Here is a 25360-nt window from a genome sequence, read left to right on the forward strand (position 1 = left end):
ATTATTGTTTACAACTATCCACAGCTTTATTTTGTTGTGTCAATAATTCAGGTAATACTTTCCTTGTGATACTAAATTACTAGTGAATTGGCACAGAATCTTGAAGTCTAAAATCCTTGGATAACAAGGGTTTTACATCTAGCTATTCCATGCATCTTCACATGAGGTATTACAAGGATTTTTACAGAGTCAGATACCGAAAATCTGCGATAGCGATCGCAATTTGCTAGAGTACCCTACTTTTGAGATTGATGCCCAACCAGATTGGTAAAGTCTTAGTTCTTGCTTTCATATAAACTTGTCCTTTAAAGACAGTTTTTAGCGATCGCTGTAACTTTACATTACCTGCGAGGAAAAGCTATTTAGTTTAAACAAACCGATCTACAAGATACCCATCGGACATCTTTACCCGAATTGTTATAAAGCAGTTGCCTGCTGTTGCTTCGTATGCTGTCTTTCTAGGACAGTCTATACTTTTTTTACTTTATAGGTATATTATCCATTTTTGCTTCAAGTGTCAAGCTTTTAACGTCAGTCACGATTTGCAGATTTTTAAAGGTGAAATTAGCTTTGGGAGCGAGGAATACCAGGTTTTAGTGTAATTTGGTTGAGTTTAGCTAATTATGAAAAAATTTGAGAATATTTCTCTTTGTCAGTCGCTCGGTTCCAAATTGGTGTGCTTTTATGTAGATTGTTATTAAATAGTGCAAAATTTTGATAGTATAAAACCGTCATTTAAAGTTTGTCATGACAACCTTTAAATAATGTCATGACAATCATGCTCTTGACGTGCTTACTTCTGATGCAAAAAAACTGAGTTACCCGAACGCGAGTACAAATGTACGCTGTGCTTTAGGGAAGGCAGAGTTATTTCTGGGTAGGTGCGCCTACCTTTTGTGACCACTTATAGGTGAAGAACTAAAAAATTCTATAAATGAGGAGGTGGGTAATTTTGTGACACGTTCAACACGCAATCAATCTAAAAGCACTCCACCTAAGTCTGAGTTCGTTCAAGTTGTTGAAAAATACCTACAAGAAGCAGGATGGACTAACCAAGAGTTGATGAATGAAATCCAGGTTGGAGAAACACAGTTTTATCGGTGGGCACGCGGCGATAGCGTTCCGAGAAAAGCTATTGTTAATCGCATAGCAGTTTCTTTAGCACGGCGGCTGGATCAAACGCGCCAAAAGTTACCTCACGATCCCTTTCCAGCCTCTGATGAAATTGACGGAATCGTGAATGAGCTGCTCGAAGCTGCAGGATATAGATCTGCTGTCAAAGGCAAAGGCGCAGATTATAGCTGGCATGAAATAGCCAAAAACCAATCATGGACACTTGGATATACTGAGGTTCCAACTTGGTCCCAGATTCCAGATAAACCAGGTTCTCCCCCAACTGGTTTAGCCATTAAATACGCCGAGCAAATTGGTCGATTATTGGGGATCAATACAATTTGGGAATATTTGACTTGGCAGGAAATGCCTTTGGCAATCCGAGAACGACGAGTTCATGGTATTGCACCTTTCTTTCTTGCACTACCAGAGCGCTTTTTTGACTACCGATTCTCTCAGTCATGTAGAGAGGAACCTTTCAGTCTTTCTGCTGTCCTTGTTCCTGTGCAGGGCGAAAACTTTGCCATGCTTGAAGACTTGCCTAATAGACGCGTTCAGTTGCTTCATGTAAGGGGTGAGATAGGAAGTTGGGCTGCTGCAGTGCTTAGCGATTCATATCAACATCAGGAATTTGAGGACAGAAAAAAAGCTATTAGCCACCTATTGGCAACCGCAGGAAGAGCGAACGATGTTATTCCTGTATTTTTGTCTGATAGTTTGACCTGTCAGTACATCTCCAATGAGAACAACTTACAGGTCATCAAGATCGAAAGATTGAAAAATATTAAGACGGCTCCAGCCTTTGCCTTTCATCCAGACGAAAAGAAATTGACTACGGCAGTTAATTCTGCTATAGAAATTCTTCCAAAGATTCAGATTAAATGACACAATAATATGGTGGTCTGCTTTGTCAAAAAATTACAAAGATAGTCCGGGTATAGGAGTATCTTTGTAAGTCAAAATAGGGTAGACAAATCTTGATAGCAAAGAAGTTATATAGAACATTTGATCGTAGGGAGGATAATACTCACCATATGAGGCTTTTGTTCAGCATAGCCCTATCTACAGTACTATAAAGATTTCATAAATCATCGATTATGATTTATAAATTCTATTATAAGTTCTATAGTTATGTGCTTTAATGCATCTAAAATATAGCGATTTATAGTTGGCCACAATACATTTAAATGATTGTCTTGTGGAACGGGCGTCTCGCCCGTTTTAAGTGGGCAAGATGCCTGTCCTACAAGCACTGTATTAGATGCAAGTGAGAAGCGCTATATTTGTAGGTTTGACTTGTACAAATTTTGAAAAATCACACTCAAATGAATAGTAATGTTTTAGAAAAGATCGCATTATCCAGCCTAGTTGAATCAATCATCGCTCAAGAGGAAAGTATCTTAAGCGAATTAGAAGTAGAGCATCATCTCTATAAATTAATAATGCAAGAAGAAGGTTTAAAACAATTTGCAGAAGCTTTCTACTTCGTGCGATATAACTTTTGCCATTTGAATTTTATATTAGGAGAACGATGTGGTATTAATGAGTTTTTATGGAGAGGTTTAGCAAGGAATTTAATAGAAGAATTAGGTGGAAGAAAAGGACCAAGTCATAACCAATTATATAGAGATTTTTTATCCTGTGTAGGTATTGATTCAGAAGAGTTTTTACAAGACTCTATATTCTCGTATCAATTCAATGCTTCGTGGGAGAAATTTTGTAGAGATGCACCTCTTTTGGAAGCGATCGCTGCTATTTCAGTCTATGAAGTTCTTGATAAACCAGATTATGCGCTCTTGCTACGTGTTCTTGAAAAATCTGGTGTTGACAAACGAGGTCTTCACTTTTTTCAAGTTCATGCAGTTGCAGAACATTTTGAGATGTTTGAAGATGTTATCTCCTGGTTAAGCAAACAGGAAAAAGGCGAGGAAATTATTAATAATGGGAGAAATTTTGTCTTTCGCATGCAAAGGATGATGTGGTTAGGGCTACTAAACACTTTGGAAGAGCTTTCCGAAAAGCGAAGGTGACGATGATAGCTTCTATGTGTTATGGTCTGTAATTATAAATGCTCAAACCAACAATCAAGAATTTTTCAAATCAGGGTTATTGCAACTGAGATTATGTTTCAGCCAGGACTATTTGCAAATGAACCAGAATTAACTGCAACTAGAAAGGTGTTAAGAAACTAGTGGAGTTGGTACTTCCATGTGAAGTTCCTATCTCAAGTATAAGCGGGGAGTGGAAGAAGTTATTGCTCTAGCCGCAGATTTGGGACAGGGTAATGAATTATATCAAGTCAGAGAGAACGTGCTGAGGTCGGGCGCAAGAGAATCTTTGGTAGCGGACGTTAGAGTTTTACCAAAGGTTAGGCTTTTCCGGCCATTTAAGCGAATGCTATCTATGAAAATTCCTATTTCCTAACAACTGTCCTGTCCCTCTTCACTGATTGTTCAGTTTTTTTGAGAAATTTTTTTAGCCAAAATTAGGAGCACTATTAACATGCAATCATTAACTTCTAAAAACGAGCTATTGAAACAATGTGAATCCGATATTCTCCGCTTTGAGAAGGAAAAGCAATCACATTCTAAGTACGCTGACTACTGGGGTAAGACTTATCTAATTCTTGGAGTATCTGGAACCATTTTCTCTGCCTTATGTGCTGTACTGACTTTCTCGGAGTATAAAATCCAAATCGCCCTTTTAGCGGCGCTTAGTGCTATCCTAACAGGGCTTTTAGCTTTCTTGAATCCTAATCAGAGAGAACAAGATAGGCGAAAGGCAGCAAGAGATTGTAACAATTATGTCACCCGAGTTCAAGCTTTTGTTGCAGAAATTGGTTGTTATAAGACACCAGAAGAAATGTTGAAAGAGTATAAAGTTTTAACTAACGAGAGAAATGAACTGGTAAAAACAAGTAAGTATTAATTGTTCTTGAAGAACGAGTAGGACTCACGCTTTCTCGAAGACGGAGAGAATTGGTTACATTCTCGATTAAATCTACTAGAAGTTTTTTTGATTAAGCTAATTTCTCCTTGTTGAGAAACTGACTCGTGAAATTGACAGATATACAATAAATATAAATATTTTTAGCCTCTATATATATGGTCAATTTTTAGTGACTCCATGTAAGAGCGAAAATAATCATCAGATTCAGATAAATTCAAAATAATTAAGTCAATACTTAGTGACCAAATTTCTTCTAAAACATTAATAAATTTATCCTTGAATTCTTGACTAACATAAGGCTATATAGGCCAAACCTGTCTATGCAGGTTATTCTAGTAAAGTTCACGTAGGTGGATTTTGTTTATATAGTCGCGAATTATATTCACCGAAGCAGTCGGAAATTTCTTATTAATGATTTAGGATTGCTACAGTTTCGCCGGTTTCCTTTCTTATAGGCTCCTGATTCAAACGCTCCGGAGAGGAGACATATTAATACTCATAATTTGTCATAACATTTACAGACCTCACCTGGTATACTGTATTCTTAGATTCAGTAATACACTGTCCTGTAATGACAGTAAAAATTTATGAGTTGATACAATATTGACACATATTGGTTTGATGAGGATATGGAAATTCTCAATCATTTACAAGATAAAGAAACACTTTATCTCCTGGATAGCGTGTTTCTGAGGCTCAGTATTTTCCCTCAAATCAAACAGGATTGCTATAAGAGTTTATCTCATAGTTTTTTAAAACAAATTAAACATGAGTTACAGCAAAAGTGGGCTTCGTCGTTTACTGACATTGGGTATTGCACTGGTTATTACTATTTTATTTTTTCTTAGCTCGTGTACTAGCAATTCTCCACGAGTCAATGAGTCCACTTTGTCTGAAATATCCTCTACTGGAAGGTTAAAAGTTGGATATCTAATTTTTCCTCCAACAACTACGAAAAACCCTACTACTGGTGAGTTAGGAGGTCATCATGTTGAAACGATTAAAGAAATTGCTCGCTTGAATAAATGGAAGCTTGAGTTTATTGAGACAGATTGGGCAAACTTTGCAGCTGGGCTTAACTCTCATCGCTTTGATGTTTCAATAGTTCCTACTTTTGTAACTGTTCCAAGAGCGTTGTCTGTCTATTTTACTAGACCTCTTTTTTTTGCGGGTAATAGTGCAGTAGTGCGGATTAACGATCGCCGTTTCACAAATCTTCAGAGTATAGACCAATCTGGAGTTGTAGTTGCAGTGACTCAAGGTGAAGCGGGAGATGAATATGCAAGAGCAAATTTTCAAAAGGCAAAGATTACTAGATATTCTGGTGGGGATCAATCACTTGTCTTCCAAGCAGTTATAAGTGGTCGAGCAGATATTGCACTTGGTGACGCTTATGTAACATCTCAGTTTGTCAAAGCCAACTCAACGCGGGTGAAAGACTTATTTGCTGAATCTCCATATAATTTGACTCCTGTTTCATGGGCCGTACGTCGAGGAGATGATGAACTTCTTAACTTTTTAAATAGTAGTTTAGAGGCATTCGATTATCAAGGACAGCTTCTTGAATGGGAACGAAAAGCTGGCGCTAACTGGCTTCATCTTAAAAAAGTTTGGGAATTTAGTAAGAAGTAATCTGCATATGGACTGGAATTTCTCTGTCGTTTGGAACAATCTTTTACCACTTTATTTTGCCTTTATAACAACAGCCTGGATTAGCATTGGAAGTATTACGTTAGGAACTATTATAGGTGTACTTTTAGGAGTTTTATCACTTATTTCTTTCAATTTCATTTCATGGTCGGCTAGACTTTTAATTGAGCTTTTTCTTGCGGTTCCAACTCTTGTACTCCTTGTATGGCTATATTACAGTTTGCCACTGATAATTCCTGGCTTAGTTATTGAGGGACAAAGTTGTGCTATTCTTGGTCTCAGTTTAAGTCTTTCCGCGTTTGTGGCTGAAATAATTCGAGGAGGAATTAACTCAGTACCTATTGGCGAAATTGAGGTAGCTTATTGTACGGGAATGACTCGCCTTGAAGCAATTCGCTATATTCTTATCCCTCAGGTTATCCGTAAATCTTGGCCACCTCTTATGGGACAGTACATAACAACCTATAAGTTTTCTACATTGGCATCAGTCATTGCTGTTCCGGAAATTCTACACACGGCAAACTCGATTATTGCTCAAACATATCGACCACTAGAAATTTATTCTGCTGTGGCGATTATGTTTATGATTACTATAATTCCTCTTAATATTCTTCTAAGGCGAGTACAACGTGTTAAACGATTAGGCGGAATTGAAAAAATATAACTTCTACAATGGAAAACTCATTTCTAAATGTAAAAGATATAGGAAAAGAATTTAATCGCACTCAGGTTCTAAGTCATGTCTCTTTTTCTCTAGAAAAAGGTGAAAGTATGGTGATTCAAGGACCAAGCGGGTGTGGGAAGACAACTCTGTTACGATGTATTGCATTCTTAGAAGAAGTTAATCAAGGGCAAATCATTTTTAATGGAGAAACGGTTTCTAAGCCAGGGTTTATAAAACGCAATTTCGGTAAGCATCGCTTAGAAATTGGCATGGTATTTCAACAGCTATATCTTTGGTCTCATATGACCATACTTGAAAATGTGTCACTTCCTCTCTGGCTTCGTAATGGAAAAAGGAAGAAGATTGCAGATAAAGTTGCAAAGGAAAAGTTAGCTCTCCTAGGTATTGAGCACAAAGCCAATGATTATCCAAACCAGCTATCAGGAGGTCAACGGCAAAGGGCTGCGCTTGCACGCGCACTTGTGCATTCTCCTCAACTTCTTTTATTAGATGAAATCACCGCAAATTTGGATTCAGAAACAGCTGACAAGGTTATAGCAATTGTTGAAGAAATTTCAAAAAACACATCAGTGATATTAATCACACATTCTCATCTGTCTTTAGCCAATTGGTCATATGTTTTGTTCTTTGACGGTATACAATGGAAGTTTAAAAAAACTTAATGAATTAGCGAGTGTCTTTGAATATTAAGGAGATAGATCTGGAAGTGGCGATCGCTGATAGCAATCTTCTTTGATTTGTGAAAATTTTCAGTGTTCCAGATCCCCGACTTATCAAAGAAGTCGGGGATCTAATTTTTCTCGATTGATTTAGGATTGCTATTACAATAAAAATCAGATAGATGACTGGTGAATCTTATGACTTCTGTCACTACACCAACTGACTCAGTACTGAGTTTACCCGACCACAGGCAATTGCCTGACTCGGACGGGACATTTGTGAAAAACTTACAAGAACATCCTCAAAGTATTTTACTAACAGATTCGATTAAACCTGTTTTAGAAACTCTGCATCCTGACGGTCAATATTGTATCGGTCAAGATTCTGGTATCTATTGGCGATTAATAGATCCCCCAGAGAGGGGGGCTGAAGCACCGGACTGGTTCTACGTCCCGAACGTACCGCCAACTCTTAATGGCAAAATGCGCCGTTCTTACGTTTTGTGGAAGGAGTATGTTGCACCATTGATTGCGATCGAATTTGTCTCAGGTGATGGGAGTGAAGAACGGGATAAATCTTCGCCATCACAAGGAGGAGAAGGGAAAGTTGGGAAGTTTTGGGTTTACGAGCAGGCGCTCCGCATTCCTTATTATGCGATTTATGAAGTCGAAAAAGCGGGGGTAGAAGTATACCGTCTCGTAGGTAATGCTTATCAGCTAATGACACCCAATGAAAGAGGTCATTATGCCATTACACCCATGGCAGTAGAGTTAGGAATTTGGCAAGGACGGTATCAAAATGCAGAATTGCCGTGGTTGCGCTGGTGGGATGCTGAGGGAAATTTACTTCTGACAGGTGAAGAACGTGCTGAGGTTGAGCAACAAAGAGCCAATGCTGAGCAACAAAGAGCCAATGCTGAGCAACAAAGAGCTGAGCTTGAGCGACAAAAGCGGGAGGAAATTGTAGAAAAATTGCGATCGCTTTCTCCAGAACAGCTTAACGCATTGGGAATTAATCCAGAATTATTGGATTAGCTGAAACTCTAAAAATGAGTAACGAGCAATAGAGGTTAATTTCCTAGTCCCCAATCCCTAGTCGCACCTAATAAAGAAATGGTAAATCTTATGACTTCTGTCACTACACCAACTGACTCAGTGCTGAGTTTACCCGACCACACGCAATTGCCTGACTCGGACGGGACATTTGTGAAAAACTTACAAGAACATCCTCAAAGTATTCTACTGACAGATTCGATTAAACCTGTTTTGGAAACGCTGCATCCTGATGGTCAGTACTGTATCGGTCAAGATTCTGGTATCTACTGGCGGTTAATAGATCCCCCAGAGAGGGGGGCTGAAGCACCGGACTGGTTCTACGTCCCGAACGTACCGCCAACTCTTAAGGGCAAAATGCGCCGTTCTTACGTTTTGTGGAAGGAATATGTTGCACCGTTGATTGCGATCGAATTTGTCTCAGGTGATGGGAGTGAAGAACGAGATAAAACTTCGCCATCACAAGGAGGAGAAGGGAAAGTTGGGAAGTTTTGGGTTTACGAGCAGGCGATCCGCATTCCTTATTATGCGATTTATGAAGTAGAAAAAGCGGGGGTAGAAGTATACCGTCTCGTAGATAATGCCTATCAACTGATAACACCCAATGAAAGGGGTCATTATGCTATTACACCAATGGGAGTAGAGTTAGGAATTTGGCAAGGACGGTATCAAAATGCAGAATTGCCGTGGTTGCGATGGTGGGATGCTGAGGGAAATTTGCTTCTGACAGGTGAAGAACGTGCTGAGGCTGAGCGACAAAGGGCCGATATTGAGCGACAAAAGCGAGAGGAAATTGTAGAAAAATTGCGATCGCTTTCTCCGGAACAACTGAATGCGTTAGGAATTAATCCAGAATTATTGGATTAGCTGAAACTTCAGAAAGGAACCTCGAAATGAAGATATTGAAACCAGTGGTCTATTGGTAGAAAAAGTGAAGTAAATTTTGTTTATGAAATATAATTTCATCGAAATAACGGAACCACACCAATATTCTGCTTTAGAAGTTTTGAAAAAAACTTACACTACGATATTTTCTAATGTCCATCCTCATCTTCTTTCCCTCTTACTTTGCGCTCTTTGCGTCTTTGCGGTTTTTTTCACTCGTCACTTGTGAGTTTACAGACTACTAGTAGTCCGCCACATAAATTCTGATAGGTCAAGCAATTCTTAAGCTTACTCTCTTCTTCTCCTCTGCGCCTCTGCAGTTTTTTATCCAAATAAAAGGAAACTCGAAATGAAGATGTTGAAACTAGCAAAAGCAAAATTAACAAGTGGAATTTGTACCAGTTTATTTTTGACTTTTGCTTTGATTCCATCTTCTCTGGCTGCAAAGTCTGGTGGTGAGTACCGACAATTAGGGCTGTTGTATCGCCAACAAGGACGGTTTCCTGAAGCCATTACAGCAATGCAAAAATCTGTGGAACTCGAACCGAAAAATATCATGGGACGCGTGAATTTGGGTTGGACACAGCATTTAGCAGGTCAGGAAAAAGATGCGGCTATCTCTTTATGGCAAGCTATCTATCAAGAACCGTTGTTTGTTCCTGCTTACAATGCTTTGGGAATTGTCTATTTAGTTGATGGCAATGTACCAGTCGCAACATTAGTTCACGCTTGGGCTGCTATTCTCAAACCGAATAATGAAATTGCTTACTTTAATTTGAGTTTGTCTTTACATCGGCTACAAGTTTATAACTTTGCTATTATTTGTGCTGAACGTGCTGCTACATTAGAGCCTAGTAATCCTCATCCTTTGGTTGCTGCTGCGATCGCTTATTGGGATAATGGCGATAAAGATGCTGCTAAACAAGTCTATACAAAAGCTATACAGTTGGATTCTAGGTATCGCGATCGCTCTTTTTTAAGTCATCTTAAGCAAGCGGCTTTTACTCAAGAACAAATTGAAAGAACAGAGCAAATACTGACTGCGATGTAAATTCATAAAATTATTTCACGCAAAGGTGCAAAGACGCTAAGAAAGTTTTAGCATAATTGTTTGTTGATACTTATATCCTATATAGGACTCCTATTTGATTTTTGAACTGTATGTAGGTAGGGCTAAAGCCCACCACATGATATTTTGTGCGGCATAGCCCTACTACTTTAAAATTTTTCATGATGGTTCTCCAGCTAAAGTAACATCTTCATAGATTGCTACTATTGGGCAACGAAAATCAACACTTGCTAAATGCACTTCTTCGTCTTTTTCAAACGAAAAAAGTTCCCATCGACCTTCCTGATTGCGGCGGAAACACTCCACAATCATTGTGTCTTGGGAAATGAGGACATATTCTTGAAGTGTTTCTAAGTGTCGGTAGTTAGCAAACTTTTTACCTCTGTCTAACGCTTCTGTTGAATCGGAAAGCACTTCTACAATTAAGCAAGGAAACTTTTTAAAGTATTCAAATTCTCTATCTCTTGCATCACAGGTAACCATGACATCAGGATAGTGGTAGCAATTTAAGGCTTCAATTTGTGCTTTCATATCAACCGCGTAAAGACGGCAACTGCTACCCCGAAGATGATTTCGCAAGAGGATTGATAAATTTATAGTGATGGTAACGTGAGCATCGCTTGCTCCCGTCATTGCAAAAACTTGCCCATCAATATATTCGTGTTTAATTTGACTGGATTTCTCAGCTTCTAAATATTCTTCTGGTGAAATGTAGTATTCGTGCCTGCTAGTAACCATTTTAGTGCTTTATTTATCTATAATTTAGTAGCCATTATAAACTGATTGCACTATTTTAAAAAGTGAATTATCCTTTGGCACTGACTACAATACCTTTTTCAACAAAAATTGGATAAACTAATTTTCTTAAGGAGGGTAACTGTCTGGCAAAATATATGGAACCTAAAATACAAACTATACCATCAATGATTAAAGTTGTAGGAACACCGATTTGACGAGCTAATGCACCTCCCACTAAATTACCAAAGGGGATCGTGCCTAAAAATGACATTGTATATAAGCTCATGACTCGTCCGCGCATATTTTCCTTAACAATGGTCTGTAAAACTGTGTTACCACTGGCAATTTGAAGAATTGTGCCTAAACCAATCAACAGCATTGTGAGCAAAGAAATTGGAAGTAGGCGCGATATGGCAAAGGCAATTAAACCAATTCCTAAAACAGTCGGACCTAACACAATCAGTTTTCCAAGCCCTACGACGGTTGTTCGTGTTGCTAAATAAATCCCACCACTTAACGCTCCAACTCCCGAACCTGCCATTAAGAAACCTAAAGTTTCTGCACCACCTTTGAGGATTTGTTCTGCAAAAACTGGAGCAAGAACCGTGTATTGCATTCCAAAAAAGCTGACTAAAGCTGATATTAATAAGATAGCTCGAATGGGTGCAAACCCAAAAGCATAGGCAAATCCTTCTTTAATTTCTACTAGAGGGTTGCCATGAGTTGCTGTCATTCGTAAAGGCTTAATTTTCATTGCCAGTAAAGCTAGAATGACTGCTATATAACTCAACCCATCAATGAGAAAACAATAAGCAGTACCAACTCTGGCAATAAGTAATCCCCCAATTGCAGGACCAATTAACCTCGCCCCATTAAACATGGTTGAGTTAATGGCAATAGCATTGGCTAAATCGTCTCTACGTTCCACTAACTCTGGCACAAATGCTTGTCTGGCTGGTGCATCAAAGGCATTAATAAATCCTTGAAACAAACTTAGAACAATGATGTGCCAAATTTGGATAGTCCCAGTAAATGCTAATACTGCTAACGCCAAAGACTGTATCGTTGCTAGTATTTGTGTACCAATGAGAGTTCGTTGACGGGAAAAGCGATCGACAAATACCCCACCAAAAGGAGTTAGAAAAAAGCTAGGAATTTGACTGGTAAAGCCGATAACACCTAACATAAAGGCGGAGTTGGTTAAATCGTAAACCAGCCAAATTGTAGCCAATTGAGTCATCCAAGATCCAATCAGAGAAATGCCTTGTCCAATAAAAAATAATTGATAGTTTTTTGACTTTAATGCGGGTGGCAGTAGTTTGCTTATGGGCGATCGCGTGTTCATAAAAGGTTGGTTTTATACCTGTAACATATCTTCATAAATATCATCAGACTCTAACGCTAACTGCTCTCTACGGGGAGAGAGCAGTACCACTGCTTTTGGAAGAGATTGAATGCTGAATGATTTTTGGAAATTGTTTAGAGTGCGTAGTATTTATTGAGAAAAACTTATTTAGTATGCGTAATATTTTCCAAGGAAAATTTTCAGATCGCATCACCCAATCGGGTGTTTTTCTATGAAAGATTGTCAATTGCCTTACTAAGAAATTGGGAAAACATCTCGCGTTCGGCGTAGGAAATACCCCGCATTGCTTGCTCGCGAATCTCAACGGCGATGGGTGGTAACACCGTTTCGAGTTCCTTACCTGCGTCTGTTAACCAGATGCGCCAGATGCGGCGATCGCGAGAATCCCGTTCTCGACGAATCAATTTTCGTTCTTCCATTCTATCTAGGACACCAGTTAACGTACCGCCAACTTGTTGTAGTTTTTCCCCTATACTAGATGTCGGTAACCCGTCTTCTTCCCACAAACAGCACAGAACAACCCAGTGAAAGGGTGTCAATCCAAACGGTTCCAAGCGTTCTGTAAATTTGCGAGCCAGGAGTTGTGAAAGAAGTTTGATGCGATAGCCAGTCCCATAGGGAGCGCGAACTTGCTGCCAAGACGCCAAATCTTGAGAATTGTGTGGCTTAGGGACCATATCTAATTACTTAGTATGCTTAATATTATTATACTATTTTAGTATTGATTAGCAAGAGATTGCCGTTATACCGCTCGGTAAAGTCTACTCAGATCTACTCACACATGAGCAAATCTCTTCAACCGGAAAGATAGCGGTCAATCAAACCTACCTTGAAGGATTTACACCTTCACAGACGGATGGGGAGTTGGACTCCCCTGCTTGTGCCGAAGCGCGTGGAAACCCAAGATTTCCGGTGTTCGCCAAGCCGTCACCCGCAGAAGAAAGTTAGAGTAGGTGTACCGAACCAAGCATTACGAGAACCTAGCTTCAAGTAATGCTTATGGAAACGCTGCCAGTATGCAAAGATCCGCAAATCTGAAGGGAACAATTCTACTAGAAAATCTTGCCTCCGGGCATGTTGCTGCTTCTGTATTTGAGTTGCCCGACTGTCGAGTAGAAGCACCAAACAGAGAAGAAGCTATTACCCAAATTAAAGCTGCATTTTTAGAACGGCTTAAGCATATTGAAACAATCTCGACCGGATGTGCCAGTTCAGGCTTCAGAACCTGCTTGGATAAAATTTGCGGGTGTTTTCAAAGACGATTCAGATTTTCAGGAAATTATGCAGACAATTCGAGCCGAGCGAAATAGTAATGATGAATCTGAAGTTGACCCTTCTTATTATTTGTAAAGGGAGTTTTAGTGTCTCTACATATTTTAGATACTGACTATGTTTCATTAATTCTGTACAATCATCCCTTAGCGATCGCAAACGCTGCTTGTCCTTCTTCTTAACATATATATATATTTGTCAAGTTATATTAAAATGCGTTTGTCCCGTTAAAATAAACACGATATGCCCTATGAAATCATCCTAGCACCGGAAGCTGTAGAAGACTTACGCGGTCTTAGGGCAGATGTGCGTCAAAAAGTTAGAGAAGCGATAGAAACTTTTTTAAAATACGAACCAACAAAAGTTAGTAAAAGTAGAATTAAACGTTTACGAGGGATGTCTAGACCCCAATATCGTCTTCGGGTAGATGAAATACGAGTTTTTTACGACGTAACTGATGAGACTGTAGAGATTTTGGCGATTGTGCCAAAATTAGAAGCAGAAACTTGGTTAGCGCAAGAAGGAGAACCAGATGAAGGAAGTAGCCCTAGCGGAAATTCAGAGCGATCTATCTAGATATTTAGAATTAGCTGAAAACGAAGAAATAGTTATTATCAATAATGGAAAACCAATTGGAATTTTGATTGGGTTACAGTCAGATGAAGATTTATTTGATTACCAACTAGAGAATGATTCACGTTTTTTAAAGCGGATTCAGAAATCGCGGCAAAGTTTACGTGAAGGGAAAGGTGTAAAACTGGAGGATTTAGATATTTAATATTTACAAAAGTAATTGTAAGACGTGAAGCCAATAATGAAAGACGGCTTTATCCGTGGTGTATACCCACTTCCAACGTGGACTCTTCAGGAAATGAATGCTCGCTCCCTTCTCCCCAAGGGAGAAGGGTTGGGGATGAGGGGCAATTTACCTTTTCCCACTACGTTTGTCAATCATATCAGCTAGTAAAGCAAACATACCCAATTGAGTAGCAGCAACAAAGAGAATCAAAGTACGCTCAGTTAAATCGCGTCTAATAAAGATATCTTGACAGAGTGTAATCAGAAAACAAGCGAAAAATAACCCAGCGACAGGTAAAAAAACGCGTAAAGGCGCAAAATACACTCCTACGCGCAGAATGAGTTGCACAAAACGTAAAGTATCCTGAATGGGTTTAATCTTGCTCTTACCTACCCGATGATGGTAGTCAATAGGGACATAATGAACGATGTAGTGATTGGTAAGCATCGCTAATGTAATAGTGGTGGTAAAGCTGAAGGTATCAGGTAGGATATTTAAAAATTCCTCAACGATGCTTTTACGGAACACCCTTAACCCACTATTCAAGTCTGGAATGCTCGTCATGGCAATCCATTCAGCAAAACGGACTAAAAACCACTTTGGGATTTTACGGAGTTGTGAGTAGGTGACATTGTTCCCTATTCTAGCTCCAACAATCATATCAGCCTGGTTGGTAAGAGCCACTAATTCTGGAATCCGTTCGTTAGGATAAGTCCCATCAGCATCAGTAATGACAATCAGAGGATACTTAGCTTGGCGAATTCCTGATTTTAGCGCTGCACCATATCCCCGATTTCTGATATGGTCAATTATACGAATGTCACCGTGGGAGCTTAAAATATCACTAGTTTCATCTGTAGAGCCATCGTTAACCACAATGATTTCGTACTCACAATTAGCTAAGTTAAGGGTACGGCGCAAATTATTTAATGTTGCTGCAATGCTTTTTTCTTCGTTATATACAGGCAGAACAAGCGAAAAAGCTGGACATACAGATTGTGTAAATTGAGAATCTTTACCTGTTCGCGTGTCTGGCTGCATAATGATTTCGTAAAAGTTATATTATATTGACCAGTCAATTATATTATGTCTAATTATTTAAACATTAAACATTAACAAAAATGGCAGCAACTGACATATATCATCCATTTACCGCTTTAACTAAAAAAACGAAAAGCTATACAATCTTTTGGTTGACGCTAAGTATAGCTGTGGCAACTATTTATAGTGTTATTGCTATATTACCAACCTTTCAGCATCAATACATCATTCAAGATGACGCTCGACAGCATATTTTTTGGATGCAACGATTTGTAGATAACGAATTGTTTCCAAAAGATTTGATAACCGATTACTTTGAATCCATTTCGCCACTAGGGTACAAAGCTTTTTATCAAATACTAGCAATCGTAGGAATTAACCCAATCTTAGCTAGTAATATTGTACCAGTTCTGCTGGGTGTCATGACAACTGTGTATTGCTTTGGTGTTTGCGTTGAAATTTTGCCAATACCAGTCACGGGCTTTATCGGTACGGTGATACTGAATCAGGGTTTATGGCTGGGAGACGATCTCCTTTCAGCAACATCTAGAGCTTTCCTATATCCTTTTTTCTTTGCCTTTACTTACTATCTACTAAAACGCTCTTTATTTCCATGCCTTGTATTTCTAGCACTGCTGGGATTATTCTACCCTGGATTTGTGCTGATATCCGTTGGCGTTTTAATTTTGCAAATTTTTCAGGTTCAAAATGGTTTACCACGATTGTCTAGAGAACGTAGCGATTATTGGTTTTGCGGATTGGGGATAGTGGTTGGATTGGGAAGTCTGCTTCCTTATTTTTTAGATGCTTCGCAATTTGGGCCCTTAGTCACTGTGAAAGAAGCAAGAACATTACCAGAGTTTCTTTCATCAGGAAGAATGAGCTTTTTTCATGATGACAATCCATGGCGATTTTGGTTGAGTGCAAGCCGTGCTGGGCTAAGAATATCGTTCAATCCACCGATAGTTTTTCTGGGACTCTTTTTACCTCTGTTGCTGCGATTGAAAGAGCGTTTCCCACTCGTTCAACAGGTAAGAAAGAATATTTCTATACTGATTCATCTAATAGTTGCTTCCTTATTTTTGTTTTTTGCAGCGCATATTCTGCTGTTCAAGCTGTATCTTCCAAGCCGATTCACAGTGCATAGTTCTAAAATTGTTCTAGCTCTAGCTACTGCGATCGCACTCACGTTAATATTAGATGCCGTTCTTAACACAAGTCGGAAACGCAAGCTTTTAGCAATTTTGTCAACAGTTATCATTGGGGCATTCGTTGTTTTCTATCCCAATATTTTTTGGAACAATAACTTTCCCCGTAATACGTATGTAGTAGGTCAAACAACAGGTTTATATCAATTTCTGCAACAATATCCCAAAGATACCCTCATAGCATCTTTGGTAGGGGAAGCTAATAACATACCTAGTTTTGCTCAACGTCCTATTTTAGTTGGTAGTGAATATGCGATCGCTTATCATGTTGGTTATTACCGCCAACTTCGCCAACGACTAGCTGATTTAATTCGCGCTCATTATAGTTCCGATCTAGCAGATACCCGAAATTTGATTCAAAAATATGGTGTTGATTTCTTTTTAATAGAAAAAGGAGTCTTTGCTCCAGAATACATCACAAAAACAAAATGGTTGCGGCAGTATTTATCACCAAAATTGCCAGATGATATGCTAGCAAAATTGATGAAAGAAACCTTAGAGAGTTTGCAAAAAGCAACAGTTCCCGCTTTAGCCAAGGTTGTGCAAGATTGTACTGCGTTCAGTGCTGGAGAATCGATATTGTTAGACGCAGAATGTGTTGCTAAAAAAACAAATTTTAATTAAGGGATGTCCAAAAAATAAATTATCCGGTGATTGTGGAACGGGCGAGGACGCCCGTTCTAAATCAGTAGCGGGTTGTGAGCACCGCACTACAAGAGAAAGTTGGATATTTTTTTATTTGGAAGTCCCTAAGCCTATTCGCGTAGCGGTTGCGATCGCAACCGCTCCAGTCACTGGGGAATAACTGACAACTCTTGCTATATAAGCAAGAGTCCTTTTACTTTAGTTGCACAAACTCATAACCTGTGTCAGTGCGAGGATTTGATCTAACTTTGACTAAGATGGCATTACCATTGCTTAAAGTTTGACTTTGCATCGCTTGTTGGAGTCCTTCACGAGTAGTATTTTGCTGTAAACCTGTAATAATCGCCTTAGTCGCCTTATAAGCCATCGCCGTTCGCCATGTCACAAGTCCACCCCAAAGTTGCTTAGAATTTGTGAGAAATGAATTATCTGAAGTTGCCGTAGGATACCAAGTTACAACAAGTATTATGCCGTTGACATTGGCTTGCCCATCCTTTAGGGTTTGATTTGTGTAAAGCGTGGAATTTCCAAATAGATCTAACCGTCTTTTACTGGCTTGATTAGCTTTTGCTAATTCTAGAGCTTTTTGAATTCTGTTTATATGAGGAGCTAAGAACAAGCCATCTGCTCCAGTGTTTATAGCTTGAGAAATGACTGCAATTGGATTGAAGTTTGAGTCAGAAAAATCACAATGTGTAGGATTAACATTGCGACCAGCAGCCTCTATTGTTTTCTTAAAAATAGTTTTGAAAGACTGAGCTTCGATAGATTTGGAATCGAAACAAATGGCAATATTGTTTTTGGCAATTTTATTAGTAACGTAATTAGAAAGGGTAACAGCAAGAACATCACTCCTGGGAACAGTGCGGAATATATAGTTGCCAATCTCATCAGAGTTTAGTGCAAAACTGGTGGGAGAGATCATAACTAACCCTCTTTGTTGATACACTGGCGCAGCGGAAATGGAAGCCTCACTAGCGTTATGTCCCACTACAGCTAAAATGCTGGCATCATTGACAAACTGGGTAGCAATATTTTGGGCTAAGGTAGGTTCATTATTATCATTAGCGATCTCTACCTGTAATAGCTTGCCATTAATCCCGTTATCGCGATTCACTTCATCTTGAGCTTGAGCCACACCGCGCAGTATCTCTTTTGCTACATTCGGGTTACGACCAATGGGTACACTGACTGCAATTGTAAGTTGAGCGACTCCCAGACGAGACTTAGCGTTGTTCAAGTAGATTAATGCTTCGGGGTCATTCCGATTGTCTTTCAGAGATGAATTGAAGTTTTGAATAGCGTTCTCACAATTCCCCTTAGCAAGTGCTTTAACCCCAGATTCTTTGTTAGGATTTCTATCTTCTTGCACTAAAATTTTATCACCCAAGCTAATATTATTGTCGCTTACATACTGCTTATTAGCACAGGAATTTATGAGAGGTGTATGAGACATTAAGGACACTACAGTGCCACCAATAATTATTCCCACGATTCCGATGCTCAACACTCCTATATACTGTCTAAAACGTCTACGTATAGAAATGAGATAATTTTCATTTATAGGAGTGGCTACGTCTTTTTTTTCTTGTTCCGCAATTATATGAGTTTGAATAGGTTCTACATCTTCATTTCTAAGTCCTAAAATTTGCTGTAGACGTTGCAATTCGACTTGAGTATCACTACTAATAGGGTATTTTCGTTCTACTTCTTTTACTAATGCTTGCTCATATTCTTGTAATCTTTTTTGGTACTCTCGGTAAGGTTGTAAAACCTCATTTTCAATTACAATAGCTTCTTCAGAGGATAGTTTTAACTTAACTTGAAACTGCTCTAATGCTGTACGACCTGTGGGAGAAATTTCACCGCGACGAGAGAAAAGTTCAACTTCTTTACGATATCTAAGCCTTGGATCGCCAAGTGGTGCTTTAGCCAGTTTGATAGTAAAACCTTCTTTGACTGGATAAATTTCGGGTCTCATCCTTGGTGCAGCTTCTTGAACTTTCTTTTTTGCATACTCATGCAATTCGTCAACCGTAATTACACCGTTGTCATTTGTATCTGCTGCTCCAGTCTCAATACCCTCGACAAGATAACGAGTGTAGATAGATAACTCCGATCCCTTTTGCTCAAAAGAATACTGTGTTGAAGTCGAAGAGGTGAGGATAGCCCTCCCCTCTCCACCCAGTTGATTTACGACATCGACAGAACCATCATCTTTGACTCTCATGTCCTCAGCAAAAGCACCACTAAAGCAACAGTCCAGAATCACTACCTGTCGCTTAGAAGGACTCTTTCTCATGATTTCCTGCACAAAGCTAGCTGAAACTACTGTTGCCTGAACTAGCCCTCCCTTTTCATTTTTACGAGTGCTTCGAGTTGCAAAATAAAGCCTACCGTTTTCATCTTTTATTCCATGACCAGAGAAGTAAAGCAGTACTAGGTCATTCTTCTGACGATCTTCAAATAAGGTTTCGATGGCTTCCTCCATTGCTTGTCGCTCGGGATTTGGCAGAGACCTTACTGTAAAACCACCAATTTCTGAATTATTTAAAACTCTTTGCATTGCCTTTACATCTTTTATTGCGGCAGGCAACGGGGTAAGACCAGATTCACTGACTCCAATCAGCAATGCAACTTTTACTCTTTCGTTATTCTCCCCTGTTTGTGACATTTCTTTAGCTTCCTGTTACAAACTTTTGAGCTTGTTCAATCGCGGTAATTAATTTTTGCTGAGTGCTAGCTTTGACTTTGAGTTTTTTACCGTTAGCTTCGAGTTCCATTTTAATGGTTTTGTTTTAGGACTTAAGCACTCACACGAAAGAAACCGGGTTTCTGGGCAAAGACTCATGGCTGAAACGACAGTTTTTGGTAACGGGACTTTAGTAAAAAACTAGGCTCAGAATAGCCTCAAACAAAGATTTGGTAAAGGTTTTACATCGATTTCTCTGTGGCTCTTGATTTAACTGAACTTGAGGCCTTTTTACCTAATTGACGTATTTCCCTTGGACAGCAAGAATTTCAGGTACTTTAAAATTTTGTTAAATATTGTGTAAATAATGTAATGATAAAATGACATACATTACTGAATACATCGAACTTCTACAAGCTTTCCCCCCACGTCCTAATTAAATCTGAAGAAGATTTAGAAAAGACTCAAGCTGTAGTAGATTCTTTGCTTGATAAAAAAAAATTAAGTCAAGATGGAAAAGATTATTTAAGCCTCTTAGGAACGTTAATCTACTAAGATGAAGAAAAACAAGATATTATTCCGGATATACATGGAATAGTTCTTATCAAAGTTTTGATGGCAGAATTAAACCTTCGTCAAAAAGATTTAGTGCCTATTTTTAAAATGGAATCAATAGTTTGTCACGGATTAAATGGAAAGCGCAAACTAACACTTGAGCATATTCAAAAACTTGCAGATTATTTTCATGTTTCTCCTACAGTCTTCTTTCCTGTGAACCAATCATATCCAGCATCGTTGCTGGAATTACAAGAAGAACGCGAGTGAACTACAATTAAAATTAATTAAAATTCTTGTTTGTTAATGCTTTACACAAATAAGTCTTTTTTTGTTCAAAGTCCAAAAACTTCAAAAAAAATGTTAAAAAAACTCTGTTGATAACTTTAATTTGTTTCGTGCTTTTCTGTATTTCTGTACCCGCAGAAGCTATCAATATCCGAGAAGTTCCTAACCCTCATTTAAACAATCAAGGTTGGGTGACAGATATGGCAAATTTACTTAGCCCGGAAACAGAAGCTCAATTGAATCAAGTTCTTTCTAATTTGGAGAAGAAAACTGGAAATGAAATAGCTGTGGTGACAGTAACAGATACAGCACCTAGTTCCAGCCCAAAGCAGTTTGCAAGAGACCTTTTCTATCGCTGGGGACTTGGCAAAAGAGGAAAAACCTATGGTGTATTATTTTTAATTTCTCAAGATGACCGTAGAGTAGAGATTAAAACTGGGGAAGGAACTCCATCAGTTTTACCGAATAGACGTGTGAAGGAAATTATTGAGTTACAAATCATTCCTCAATTTAAATTAGGAGAATTTTCTTCAGGGATAGTCGCTGGAACACAAGCACTTGTTTCTTCTTTAGAAGGCAATCAATCCCGTTATATGGAGGATATGGCTAAATATCATCCAGAAGTAATTTTCTTGGGATTGATAGGAATTGCTGTCATAGGAAGTGCAGTAGCGATCGCAAAAGCTCTAAGTCACCCTTTACTTGAACCAAATGGTCGTTCTCGGGTGAACAAAATTGAAAACGATGAAGCGGCAAAATGCGCTCAATGCAGACAGCCAATGGAGAAACTGAACTCATTATCGCTTATTTCTTACCTGAGCAAACCAGAGCAAGCTGCTCAAACATTAGGTAGCGTTAGTTTCGAGGGGTGGAGGTGTCCAAAATGTTATCCTAACCCTAGCAATTCAGGAATCCATATACGTGCTTATGCACCTGAGAGCCGTAAATTTACTATGTGTCCTACCTGTAAGGAATTAACTGTGGAACGTACATCACAGATTTTGCAACAAGCCACTGCAGCCAACCCTGGTCAAAAAATAGTGATTGAAAAATGCTATTGTTGCGACTATTACAAGGCAGATGTCAAAACCATACCTGTAATTAGTTCTGACTATTCAAGTGGTTCTTATGATGGAGGTGGTAGTTCCGGTGGTGACTGTGGAGGCGGTGGTGATGGAGGGAGTTGGTAGATAAAATGAGAGATAAAATAAATTTCTGTGAGTGAAAGCGTCTATAGTCGCAAGGAATTTTATGCAGTCAACCACCACTAATCCAGTTCGTTGGACTACTTATGACTTGCAAATTTTTGAAGGCGATCGCGTCAATCGCTACGAGATTATTGACGGAGAATTGTTTGTGACTAGAGCACCAGATTGGAAGCACCAAGCAGTTTGTATCAACATTGGAACCGTACTGAAGCTATGGTCAGACGAGAGTGGATTGGGACAACCTGCAGTTACCCCTGGCATTGTTTTTTCAGAATCAAATAATGTCATTCCTGATGTCGTTTGGGCAAGTAAGGAACGTTTGGAACGATTGCTAGATGAAGCAGGACATCTAACTGCAGCTCCAGAGTTGGTTGTTGAGGTGTTATCTCCTGGTAAAGCGAATGAAAAACGCGACAGGGAAGCTAAGCTAAAGTTGTACTCAGTACAAGGCGTTCATGAATATTGGATTGTGAATCTTAAAGAACAAACGGTTGAGATTTACCGCCGTCAGAATGCGGTACTAAAGCTTATAGCTACCCTATACCGACAAGATGAGCTAACCAGCCCAATATTACCTGGGTTTAGCTGCTTAGTCAGCAAGTTTTTTTAGCACTCAGTTCCCTTACTTAAATCAGTTGTTGCTTGAATGCGATCTGTCCTTTGCTTGCTCATCTTTAAGTTCAGCCAAAAGACGAGTCGCTATCTCATTCTGCTGTTCGTCCGGGAGTTTTTCAAGTTCTGCAATGACACGACGAAGGAGTTCAGTCATATTTCAACACTAAAAGTATCGTAACGATAGGTAATTACTGAATCTTACCTGACACTCCAATGATTTGTCTCGCAATGAGCGGAAAGCGCCATCCCAAATTCAATGATTGGCTTTGACTGAAAGCTCGATCGCAAACTCAGTTCCCTCGCATAAGTTGGAGTTGACTGCGATCGCCCCACCATGTTTGTCAACAATGATTTGACGAGCAATAGCTAGAAAAACTTCATGTAACTTTTGTGTTAGACGAGGCATGTGTTAAACACAGGTTTATTTTTCCTTTACCCTTTTCTCCATGTTTCTTCAAAGCGTAGGCAATATATGTTATTTTCAATATTTATTAATCAAACTTACTTGATTATTTGAATTTCACACTTGTATATATGCTTTCTTGGCAGTACGTAAATTCAATGACTAAAAACCCTTTTGACCAATTTTCGCTCGCAGTATTTTGAAGAATTTTTATCTCCCTTAGGTGAGGTAAGGACAAATTATGAAATTCCAGGGGAACCGAGGTTTGTTGATATTTGGTTTACGCCATCAACTCCAGAGACAACCTCTTCACAAGAATTAGGAATTTTAGCACGAATAGCAGCAACACCCTGTTTACTAGAACCTTTTCGCAAACAACCAACTGAAAGAGAAATTCGTAGCTGTTTAGGAAAGTTAATTCACCTTGAAGCTGATTTGCAGCGTCAAGCGAATCGAGATGAAGAAACAATTGAGCCTGATGAACTACCACGATTGTGGATTATTGCTGCTGCAATTTCGGATAAGTTGCTAAATAAATTGATTGCCAGCGAGGATGAAACTTGGCTACCAGGTATTTACTTTCCGTCAAAAGTGTTTTTAACTGGGATTATTGCAATTGATAAGTTACCCCAAACTCCAGAAACTCTATGGTTGAGAATTTTAGGTAAAGGGCTAATTCAGCAACAAGCGATTGCCGAGGTCATGGCTCTACCGAAAGAAGACATTAGACGCTCTGCGGTTGTCAAGCTGCTTGCGACTTGGAAAGTTAGTATAGAAGTAAGTAGCTTTATTGATGCCGAAGAAAGGGAATTAATTATGAATTTATCACAAGCTTACTTAGAATGGGAACAACAGACCGAGCTGAGGGGAGTGGAGATCGGCAAGGAGATCGGCAAGGAGATCGGCAAGGAGCAGGAGCGGCGTGAAATTGTGGAAAACTTACTTAAAGCGCGTTTTGGTGAGTTTGACTCACAGTTAGCGACAATTGTTCAGCCAATATTAAATTTACCAGCTATTGAGTATGCGGGTTTGCTATTGCAGTTTTCGAGCTTGTCACGCGAGGATTTATTGGCGCGGTTTGAGTAGTTTGATTTAAAGTAATTCAATAAATATAAACTCGGTAATGTTCAATATTTACGTTCATTGCCGAGTTTTTGTTTGAGCAAACCACAAACATTTACCCCAATCGTTTGCTACCTAAGACTCTAGTAGTAAGGATAACAATAAGAGCGATCGCTAAAACTATTGCCAAATTTCTTACAGTTTCCCTATCCCAATTTTTAACACCAACAGCAACCAACGCCCAAACTGTCACTCCCGTGTAAGCGCTGTCTTGATGCTGAATTGCGAGCACTATAGCAACAACTGCTGCTACTATTAACAAAATCAACGTCCATACTTCCCCAGAAATTCCCCCTCCATTCCAATTTTGAGTATACAAAGCACAAGCTACATTCACGATTGTTGCTACACTAATCCATCCCAAGTAAATACTAATAGGAAAGTACACGCACCACTTTTTGATACGAGAAACCGGATTTTTTCCAACTTCCAATCGCAGGTATGCAACAATTAGAGGTAGCAAAATTCCTAACATTGCTATTACTGAAAGAAAAAAAAGTCTATCTAGAAAAAGATACACCCAGATACTTTGAGCTAGACTGGCAATGACCAATAAATAACCTATATTGCGTAAATCTGAATCCTGCTTTTGATTGGGAAGAAACTGATAAACTGCAAACGCAAACAAACCCAGGTATATCAAACCCCAAATTGCAAAGGCATAGTTAGCAGGAATAATGAGAACATCTCGAAACAATGTATTAGAAATTTCACCAATACTTAGTCCATTCAATGGAAAGATATTAGAGATAAGATTCACTACAAAAGCAGCAATAATAGCAGCTAGTGTAAGAAGTTGACGAATAAAATCATTGTCTAATCGGAAGTTAGACTGCTGCATGGTTTTGTTTCAACAATATCTATTTTTCTTTTAGCTTATCGTTATTCAGAAGTTGAATTAAATTTACCTTTTGTACAGTACCCACAAGACGATAAGGCTGAGATACCGAAGTCATTTTTTTTGTAGGAATCCAAGCATAGCTAGCAGGCGGAAGTTCAGAAACTTGTTGTACCTTCTCTCCGTGATGAGGAGTGTAGAAATTAAGCAAAACTCCAGTTTTTCCACCAGTCTGGACAAAATGAATGGCTGAAGAAGACAAAACTCGAGCAATCTCAGGCTGATGAATAAAAGCTTTCATTTCCGGGTTATAGTCACCTATGATGCCAGTACCACCGGCTACAGCCAAAGTTAACCAAGCAGGAATTAACCACCCTGCTATCCAATAGCGAACTGTTAAAAACTTTTGACCATAATGGTAACGAGCAATCCAAATTGCAGGCAAAATCAGCCAACCTATTCCCAATACCAATCCTATAGCAGCGTACTTGCGAACTTCCGCATCAC

25 protein-coding genes and 2 pseudogenes are annotated in these 25360 nt (G+C 39.0%); 18 read left to right on the forward strand and 9 right to left on the reverse strand.

Annotation, left to right across the window (positions count from 1 at the left end; all coding sequences use genetic code 11):
• Nucleotides 1–954 precede the first annotated feature (954 nt).
• From WA1_RS29895 to WA1_RS29935, 10 genes and pseudogenes are all read left to right on the forward strand, one after another.
• A complete protein-coding gene (locus WA1_RS29895; RefSeq protein WP_066613059.1) occupies nt 955–1998 on the forward strand; it encodes a substrate-binding periplasmic protein in 1044 nt (347 codons plus the stop codon).
• A gap of 440 nt (nt 1999–2438) precedes the next feature.
• On the forward strand, nt 2439–3143 hold the full coding sequence (locus WA1_RS29900) for an iron-containing redox enzyme family protein (RefSeq protein ID WP_017740648.1): 705 nt from the start codon (nt 2439–2441) through the stop codon (nt 3141–3143).
• A 190-nt stretch (nt 3144–3333) separates the two neighbouring features.
• Nucleotides 3334–3500, forward strand: a pseudogene (locus WA1_RS60380) (argininosuccinate synthase); the annotation flags it as partial.
• A 115-nt stretch (nt 3501–3615) separates the two neighbouring features.
• Nucleotides 3616–4041: an SLATT domain-containing protein gene (locus WA1_RS29905; RefSeq protein WP_017740647.1), complete on the forward strand. Its 426-nt coding sequence runs from the start codon at nt 3616–3618 to the stop codon at nt 4039–4041.
• Nucleotides 4042–4830: 789 nt separating this feature from the next.
• The gene (locus WA1_RS29910) at nt 4831–5694 is read left to right on the forward strand and encodes a substrate-binding periplasmic protein (protein ID WP_017740646.1); all 864 of its coding nucleotides are present in this window, start codon (nt 4831–4833) and stop codon (nt 5692–5694) included.
• Between the two features lie 7 nt (nt 5695–5701).
• On the forward strand, nt 5702–6376 hold the full coding sequence (locus tag WA1_RS29915) for an amino acid ABC transporter permease (RefSeq protein WP_017740645.1): 675 nt from the start codon (nt 5702–5704) through the stop codon (nt 6374–6376).
• An 8-nt stretch (nt 6377–6384) separates the two neighbouring features.
• Nucleotides 6385–7059 (forward strand): ATP-binding cassette domain-containing protein, encoded by a 675-nt coding sequence (locus WA1_RS29920; protein WP_017740644.1) that lies wholly within the window; start codon nt 6385–6387, stop codon nt 7057–7059.
• A 195-nt stretch (nt 7060–7254) separates the two neighbouring features.
• Nucleotides 7255–8091 carry a Uma2 family endonuclease gene (locus WA1_RS29925; RefSeq protein ID WP_017740643.1) on the forward strand — a complete coding sequence of 279 codons (837 nt, stop codon included), beginning with the start codon at nt 7255–7257 and terminating at the stop codon, nt 8089–8091.
• Between the two features lie 90 nt (nt 8092–8181).
• On the forward strand, nt 8182–8976 hold the full coding sequence (locus WA1_RS29930; protein ID WP_017740642.1) for a Uma2 family endonuclease: 795 nt from the start codon (nt 8182–8184) through the stop codon (nt 8974–8976).
• Nucleotides 8977–9343: 367 nt separating this feature from the next.
• The gene (locus tag WA1_RS29935) at nt 9344–10045 is read left to right on the forward strand and encodes a tetratricopeptide repeat protein (RefSeq protein ID WP_017740641.1); all 702 of its coding nucleotides are present in this window, start codon (nt 9344–9346) and stop codon (nt 10043–10045) included.
• A gap of 177 nt (nt 10046–10222) precedes the next feature.
• Here WA1_RS29935 and WA1_RS29940 read toward each other — a convergent pair whose 3' ends face one another.
• The 3 genes from WA1_RS29940 to WA1_RS29950 form a co-directional block, all read right to left on the reverse strand.
• A complete protein-coding gene (locus tag WA1_RS29940; protein ID WP_017740640.1) occupies nt 10223–10801 on the reverse strand; it encodes a Uma2 family endonuclease in 579 nt (192 codons plus the stop codon).
• 67 nt (nt 10802–10868) lie between these two features.
• Nucleotides 10869–12146 carry an MFS transporter gene (locus WA1_RS29945; RefSeq protein ID WP_017740639.1) on the reverse strand — a complete coding sequence of 426 codons (1278 nt, stop codon included), beginning with the start codon at nt 12144–12146 and terminating at the stop codon, nt 10869–10871.
• Nucleotides 12147–12376: 230 nt separating this feature from the next.
• Nucleotides 12377–12844, reverse strand: a complete 468-nt coding sequence (locus WA1_RS29950; RefSeq protein WP_017740637.1) for a MarR family winged helix-turn-helix transcriptional regulator — start codon at nt 12842–12844, stop codon at nt 12377–12379.
• Nucleotides 12845–13349: 505 nt separating this feature from the next.
• On the opposite strand from WA1_RS29950, the gene WA1_RS60385 reads away from it, so the two are divergent.
• From WA1_RS60385 to WA1_RS29965, 3 genes are all read left to right on the forward strand, one after another.
• Nucleotides 13350–13517, forward strand: coding sequence for a hypothetical protein (locus tag WA1_RS60385; protein WP_272819256.1), 168 nt, complete (start codon nt 13350–13352; stop codon nt 13515–13517).
• Nucleotides 13518–13682: 165 nt separating this feature from the next.
• Nucleotides 13683–14015 carry a type II toxin-antitoxin system RelE family toxin gene (locus tag WA1_RS29960; RefSeq protein ID WP_017740635.1) on the forward strand — a complete coding sequence of 111 codons (333 nt, stop codon included), beginning with the start codon at nt 13683–13685 and terminating at the stop codon, nt 14013–14015.
• A complete protein-coding gene (locus WA1_RS29965) occupies nt 13972–14217 on the forward strand; it encodes a type II toxin-antitoxin system Phd/YefM family antitoxin (RefSeq protein ID WP_017740634.1) in 246 nt (81 codons plus the stop codon). Before WA1_RS29960 ends, WA1_RS29965 begins: the two co-directional genes overlap by 44 nt.
• Nucleotides 14218–14364: 147 nt before the next feature.
• Here the strand turns inward: WA1_RS29965 and WA1_RS29970 are convergent, their stop codons facing one another.
• Nucleotides 14365–15279: a glycosyltransferase family 2 protein gene (locus WA1_RS29970; RefSeq protein ID WP_017740633.1), complete on the reverse strand. Its 915-nt coding sequence runs from the start codon at nt 15277–15279 to the stop codon at nt 14365–14367.
• 80 nt (nt 15280–15359) lie between these two features.
• On the opposite strand from WA1_RS29970, the gene WA1_RS29975 reads away from it, so the two are divergent.
• On the forward strand, nt 15360–17111 hold the full coding sequence (locus WA1_RS29975; RefSeq protein ID WP_017740632.1) for a hypothetical protein: 1752 nt from the start codon (nt 15360–15362) through the stop codon (nt 17109–17111).
• A 214-nt stretch (nt 17112–17325) separates the two neighbouring features.
• Here WA1_RS29975 and WA1_RS29985 read toward each other — a convergent pair whose 3' ends face one another.
• On the reverse strand, nt 17326–19806 hold the full coding sequence (locus WA1_RS29985; protein ID WP_017740630.1) for a caspase, EACC1-associated type: 2481 nt from the start codon (nt 19804–19806) through the stop codon (nt 17326–17328).
• A gap of 633 nt (nt 19807–20439) precedes the next feature.
• Between WA1_RS29985 and WA1_RS61385 the strand changes: the two genes are divergently transcribed.
• The 3 genes from WA1_RS61385 (at nt 20440) to WA1_RS30000 (ending at nt 22485) form a co-directional block, all read left to right on the forward strand.
• Nucleotides 20440–20649, forward strand: coding sequence for a hypothetical protein (locus tag WA1_RS61385; protein WP_017740628.1), 210 nt, complete (start codon nt 20440–20442; stop codon nt 20647–20649).
• 128 nt (nt 20650–20777) lie between these two features.
• Entirely contained in the window at nt 20778–21857 is a 1080-nt protein-coding gene (locus WA1_RS29995) for a TPM domain-containing protein (RefSeq protein ID WP_272819257.1), read from the forward strand.
• Between the two features lie 61 nt (nt 21858–21918).
• Nucleotides 21919–22485 (forward strand): Uma2 family endonuclease, encoded by a 567-nt coding sequence (locus WA1_RS30000; RefSeq protein WP_017740626.1) that lies wholly within the window; start codon nt 21919–21921, stop codon nt 22483–22485.
• Between the two features lie 21 nt (nt 22486–22506).
• On the opposite strand, the gene WA1_RS58265 is transcribed toward WA1_RS30000, so the two are convergent.
• Nucleotides 22507–22644 (reverse strand): hypothetical protein, encoded by a 138-nt coding sequence (locus tag WA1_RS58265; RefSeq protein WP_017740625.1) that lies wholly within the window; start codon nt 22642–22644, stop codon nt 22507–22509.
• 99 nt (nt 22645–22743) lie between these two features.
• A complete protein-coding gene (locus tag WA1_RS55590) occupies nt 22744–22896 on the reverse strand; it encodes a HAMP domain-containing histidine kinase (protein ID WP_017740624.1) in 153 nt (50 codons plus the stop codon).
• A gap of 171 nt (nt 22897–23067) precedes the next feature.
• On the opposite strand from WA1_RS55590, the gene WA1_RS30005 reads away from it, so the two are divergent.
• Nucleotides 23068–23979 carry an RpnC/YadD family protein gene (locus WA1_RS30005; RefSeq protein ID WP_017740623.1) on the forward strand — a complete coding sequence of 304 codons (912 nt, stop codon included), beginning with the start codon at nt 23068–23070 and terminating at the stop codon, nt 23977–23979.
• A 91-nt stretch (nt 23980–24070) separates the two neighbouring features.
• Here the strand turns inward: WA1_RS30005 and WA1_RS30010 are convergent, their stop codons facing one another.
• The gene (locus WA1_RS30010) at nt 24071–24856 is read right to left on the reverse strand and encodes a hypothetical protein (protein WP_017740622.1); all 786 of its coding nucleotides are present in this window, start codon (nt 24854–24856) and stop codon (nt 24071–24073) included.
• Nucleotides 24857–24875: 19 nt separating this feature from the next.
• Nucleotides 24876–25360, reverse strand: a pseudogene (locus WA1_RS60390) (phospholipid carrier-dependent glycosyltransferase); the annotation flags it as partial.

This window comes from Scytonema hofmannii PCC 7110, from assembly GCF_000346485.2.
GTDB lineage: Bacteria > Cyanobacteriota > Cyanobacteriia > Cyanobacteriales > Nostocaceae > Scytonema > Scytonema hofmannii.

Coding starts and splice junctions, on each gene's coding strand:
- WA1_RS29950 (WP_017740637.1), bottom strand. CDS start 12,844: ATGGTCCCTAAGCCACACAATTCTCAAGATTTGGCGTCTTGGCAGCAA.
- WA1_RS29910 (WP_017740646.1), top strand. CDS start 4,831: ATGAGTTACAGCAAAAGTGGGCTTCGTCGTTTACTGACATTGGGTATT.
- WA1_RS29905 (WP_017740647.1), top strand. CDS start 3,616: ATGCAATCATTAACTTCTAAAAACGAGCTATTGAAACAATGTGAATCC.
- WA1_RS29930 (WP_017740642.1), top strand. CDS start 8,182: ATGACTTCTGTCACTACACCAACTGACTCAGTGCTGAGTTTACCCGAC.
- WA1_RS58265 (WP_017740625.1), bottom strand. CDS start 22,644: ATGACTGAACTCCTTCGTCGTGTCATTGCAGAACTTGAAAAACTCCCG.
- WA1_RS29965 (WP_017740634.1), top strand. CDS start 13,972: ATGAAGGAAGTAGCCCTAGCGGAAATTCAGAGCGATCTATCTAGATAT.
- WA1_RS29915 (WP_017740645.1), top strand. CDS start 5,702: ATGGACTGGAATTTCTCTGTCGTTTGGAACAATCTTTTACCACTTTAT.
- WA1_RS29970 (WP_017740633.1), bottom strand. CDS start 15,279: ATGCAGCCAGACACGCGAACAGGTAAAGATTCTCAATTTACACAATCT.
- WA1_RS61385 (WP_017740628.1), top strand. CDS start 20,440: ATGGCAGAATTAAACCTTCGTCAAAAAGATTTAGTGCCTATTTTTAAA.
- WA1_RS29975 (WP_017740632.1), top strand. CDS start 15,360: ATGGCAGCAACTGACATATATCATCCATTTACCGCTTTAACTAAAAAA.
- WA1_RS29985 (WP_017740630.1), bottom strand. CDS start 19,806: ATGTCACAAACAGGGGAGAATAACGAAAGAGTAAAAGTTGCATTGCTG.
- WA1_RS29960 (WP_017740635.1), top strand. CDS start 13,683: ATGCCCTATGAAATCATCCTAGCACCGGAAGCTGTAGAAGACTTACGC.
- WA1_RS30010 (WP_017740622.1), bottom strand. CDS start 24,856: ATGCAGCAGTCTAACTTCCGATTAGACAATGATTTTATTCGTCAACTT.
- WA1_RS29920 (WP_017740644.1), top strand. CDS start 6,385: ATGGAAAACTCATTTCTAAATGTAAAAGATATAGGAAAAGAATTTAAT.
- WA1_RS30000 (WP_017740626.1), top strand. CDS start 21,919: ATGCAGTCAACCACCACTAATCCAGTTCGTTGGACTACTTATGACTTG.
- WA1_RS29935 (WP_017740641.1), top strand. CDS start 9,344: ATGAAGATGTTGAAACTAGCAAAAGCAAAATTAACAAGTGGAATTTGT.
- WA1_RS29925 (WP_017740643.1), top strand. CDS start 7,255: ATGACTTCTGTCACTACACCAACTGACTCAGTACTGAGTTTACCCGAC.
- WA1_RS29940 (WP_017740640.1), bottom strand. CDS start 10,801: ATGGTTACTAGCAGGCACGAATACTACATTTCACCAGAAGAATATTTA.
- WA1_RS29900 (WP_017740648.1), top strand. CDS start 2,439: ATGAATAGTAATGTTTTAGAAAAGATCGCATTATCCAGCCTAGTTGAA.
- WA1_RS55590 (WP_017740624.1), bottom strand. CDS start 22,896: ATGCCTCGTCTAACACAAAAGTTACATGAAGTTTTTCTAGCTATTGCT.
- WA1_RS29945 (WP_017740639.1), bottom strand. CDS start 12,146: ATGAACACGCGATCGCCCATAAGCAAACTACTGCCACCCGCATTAAAG.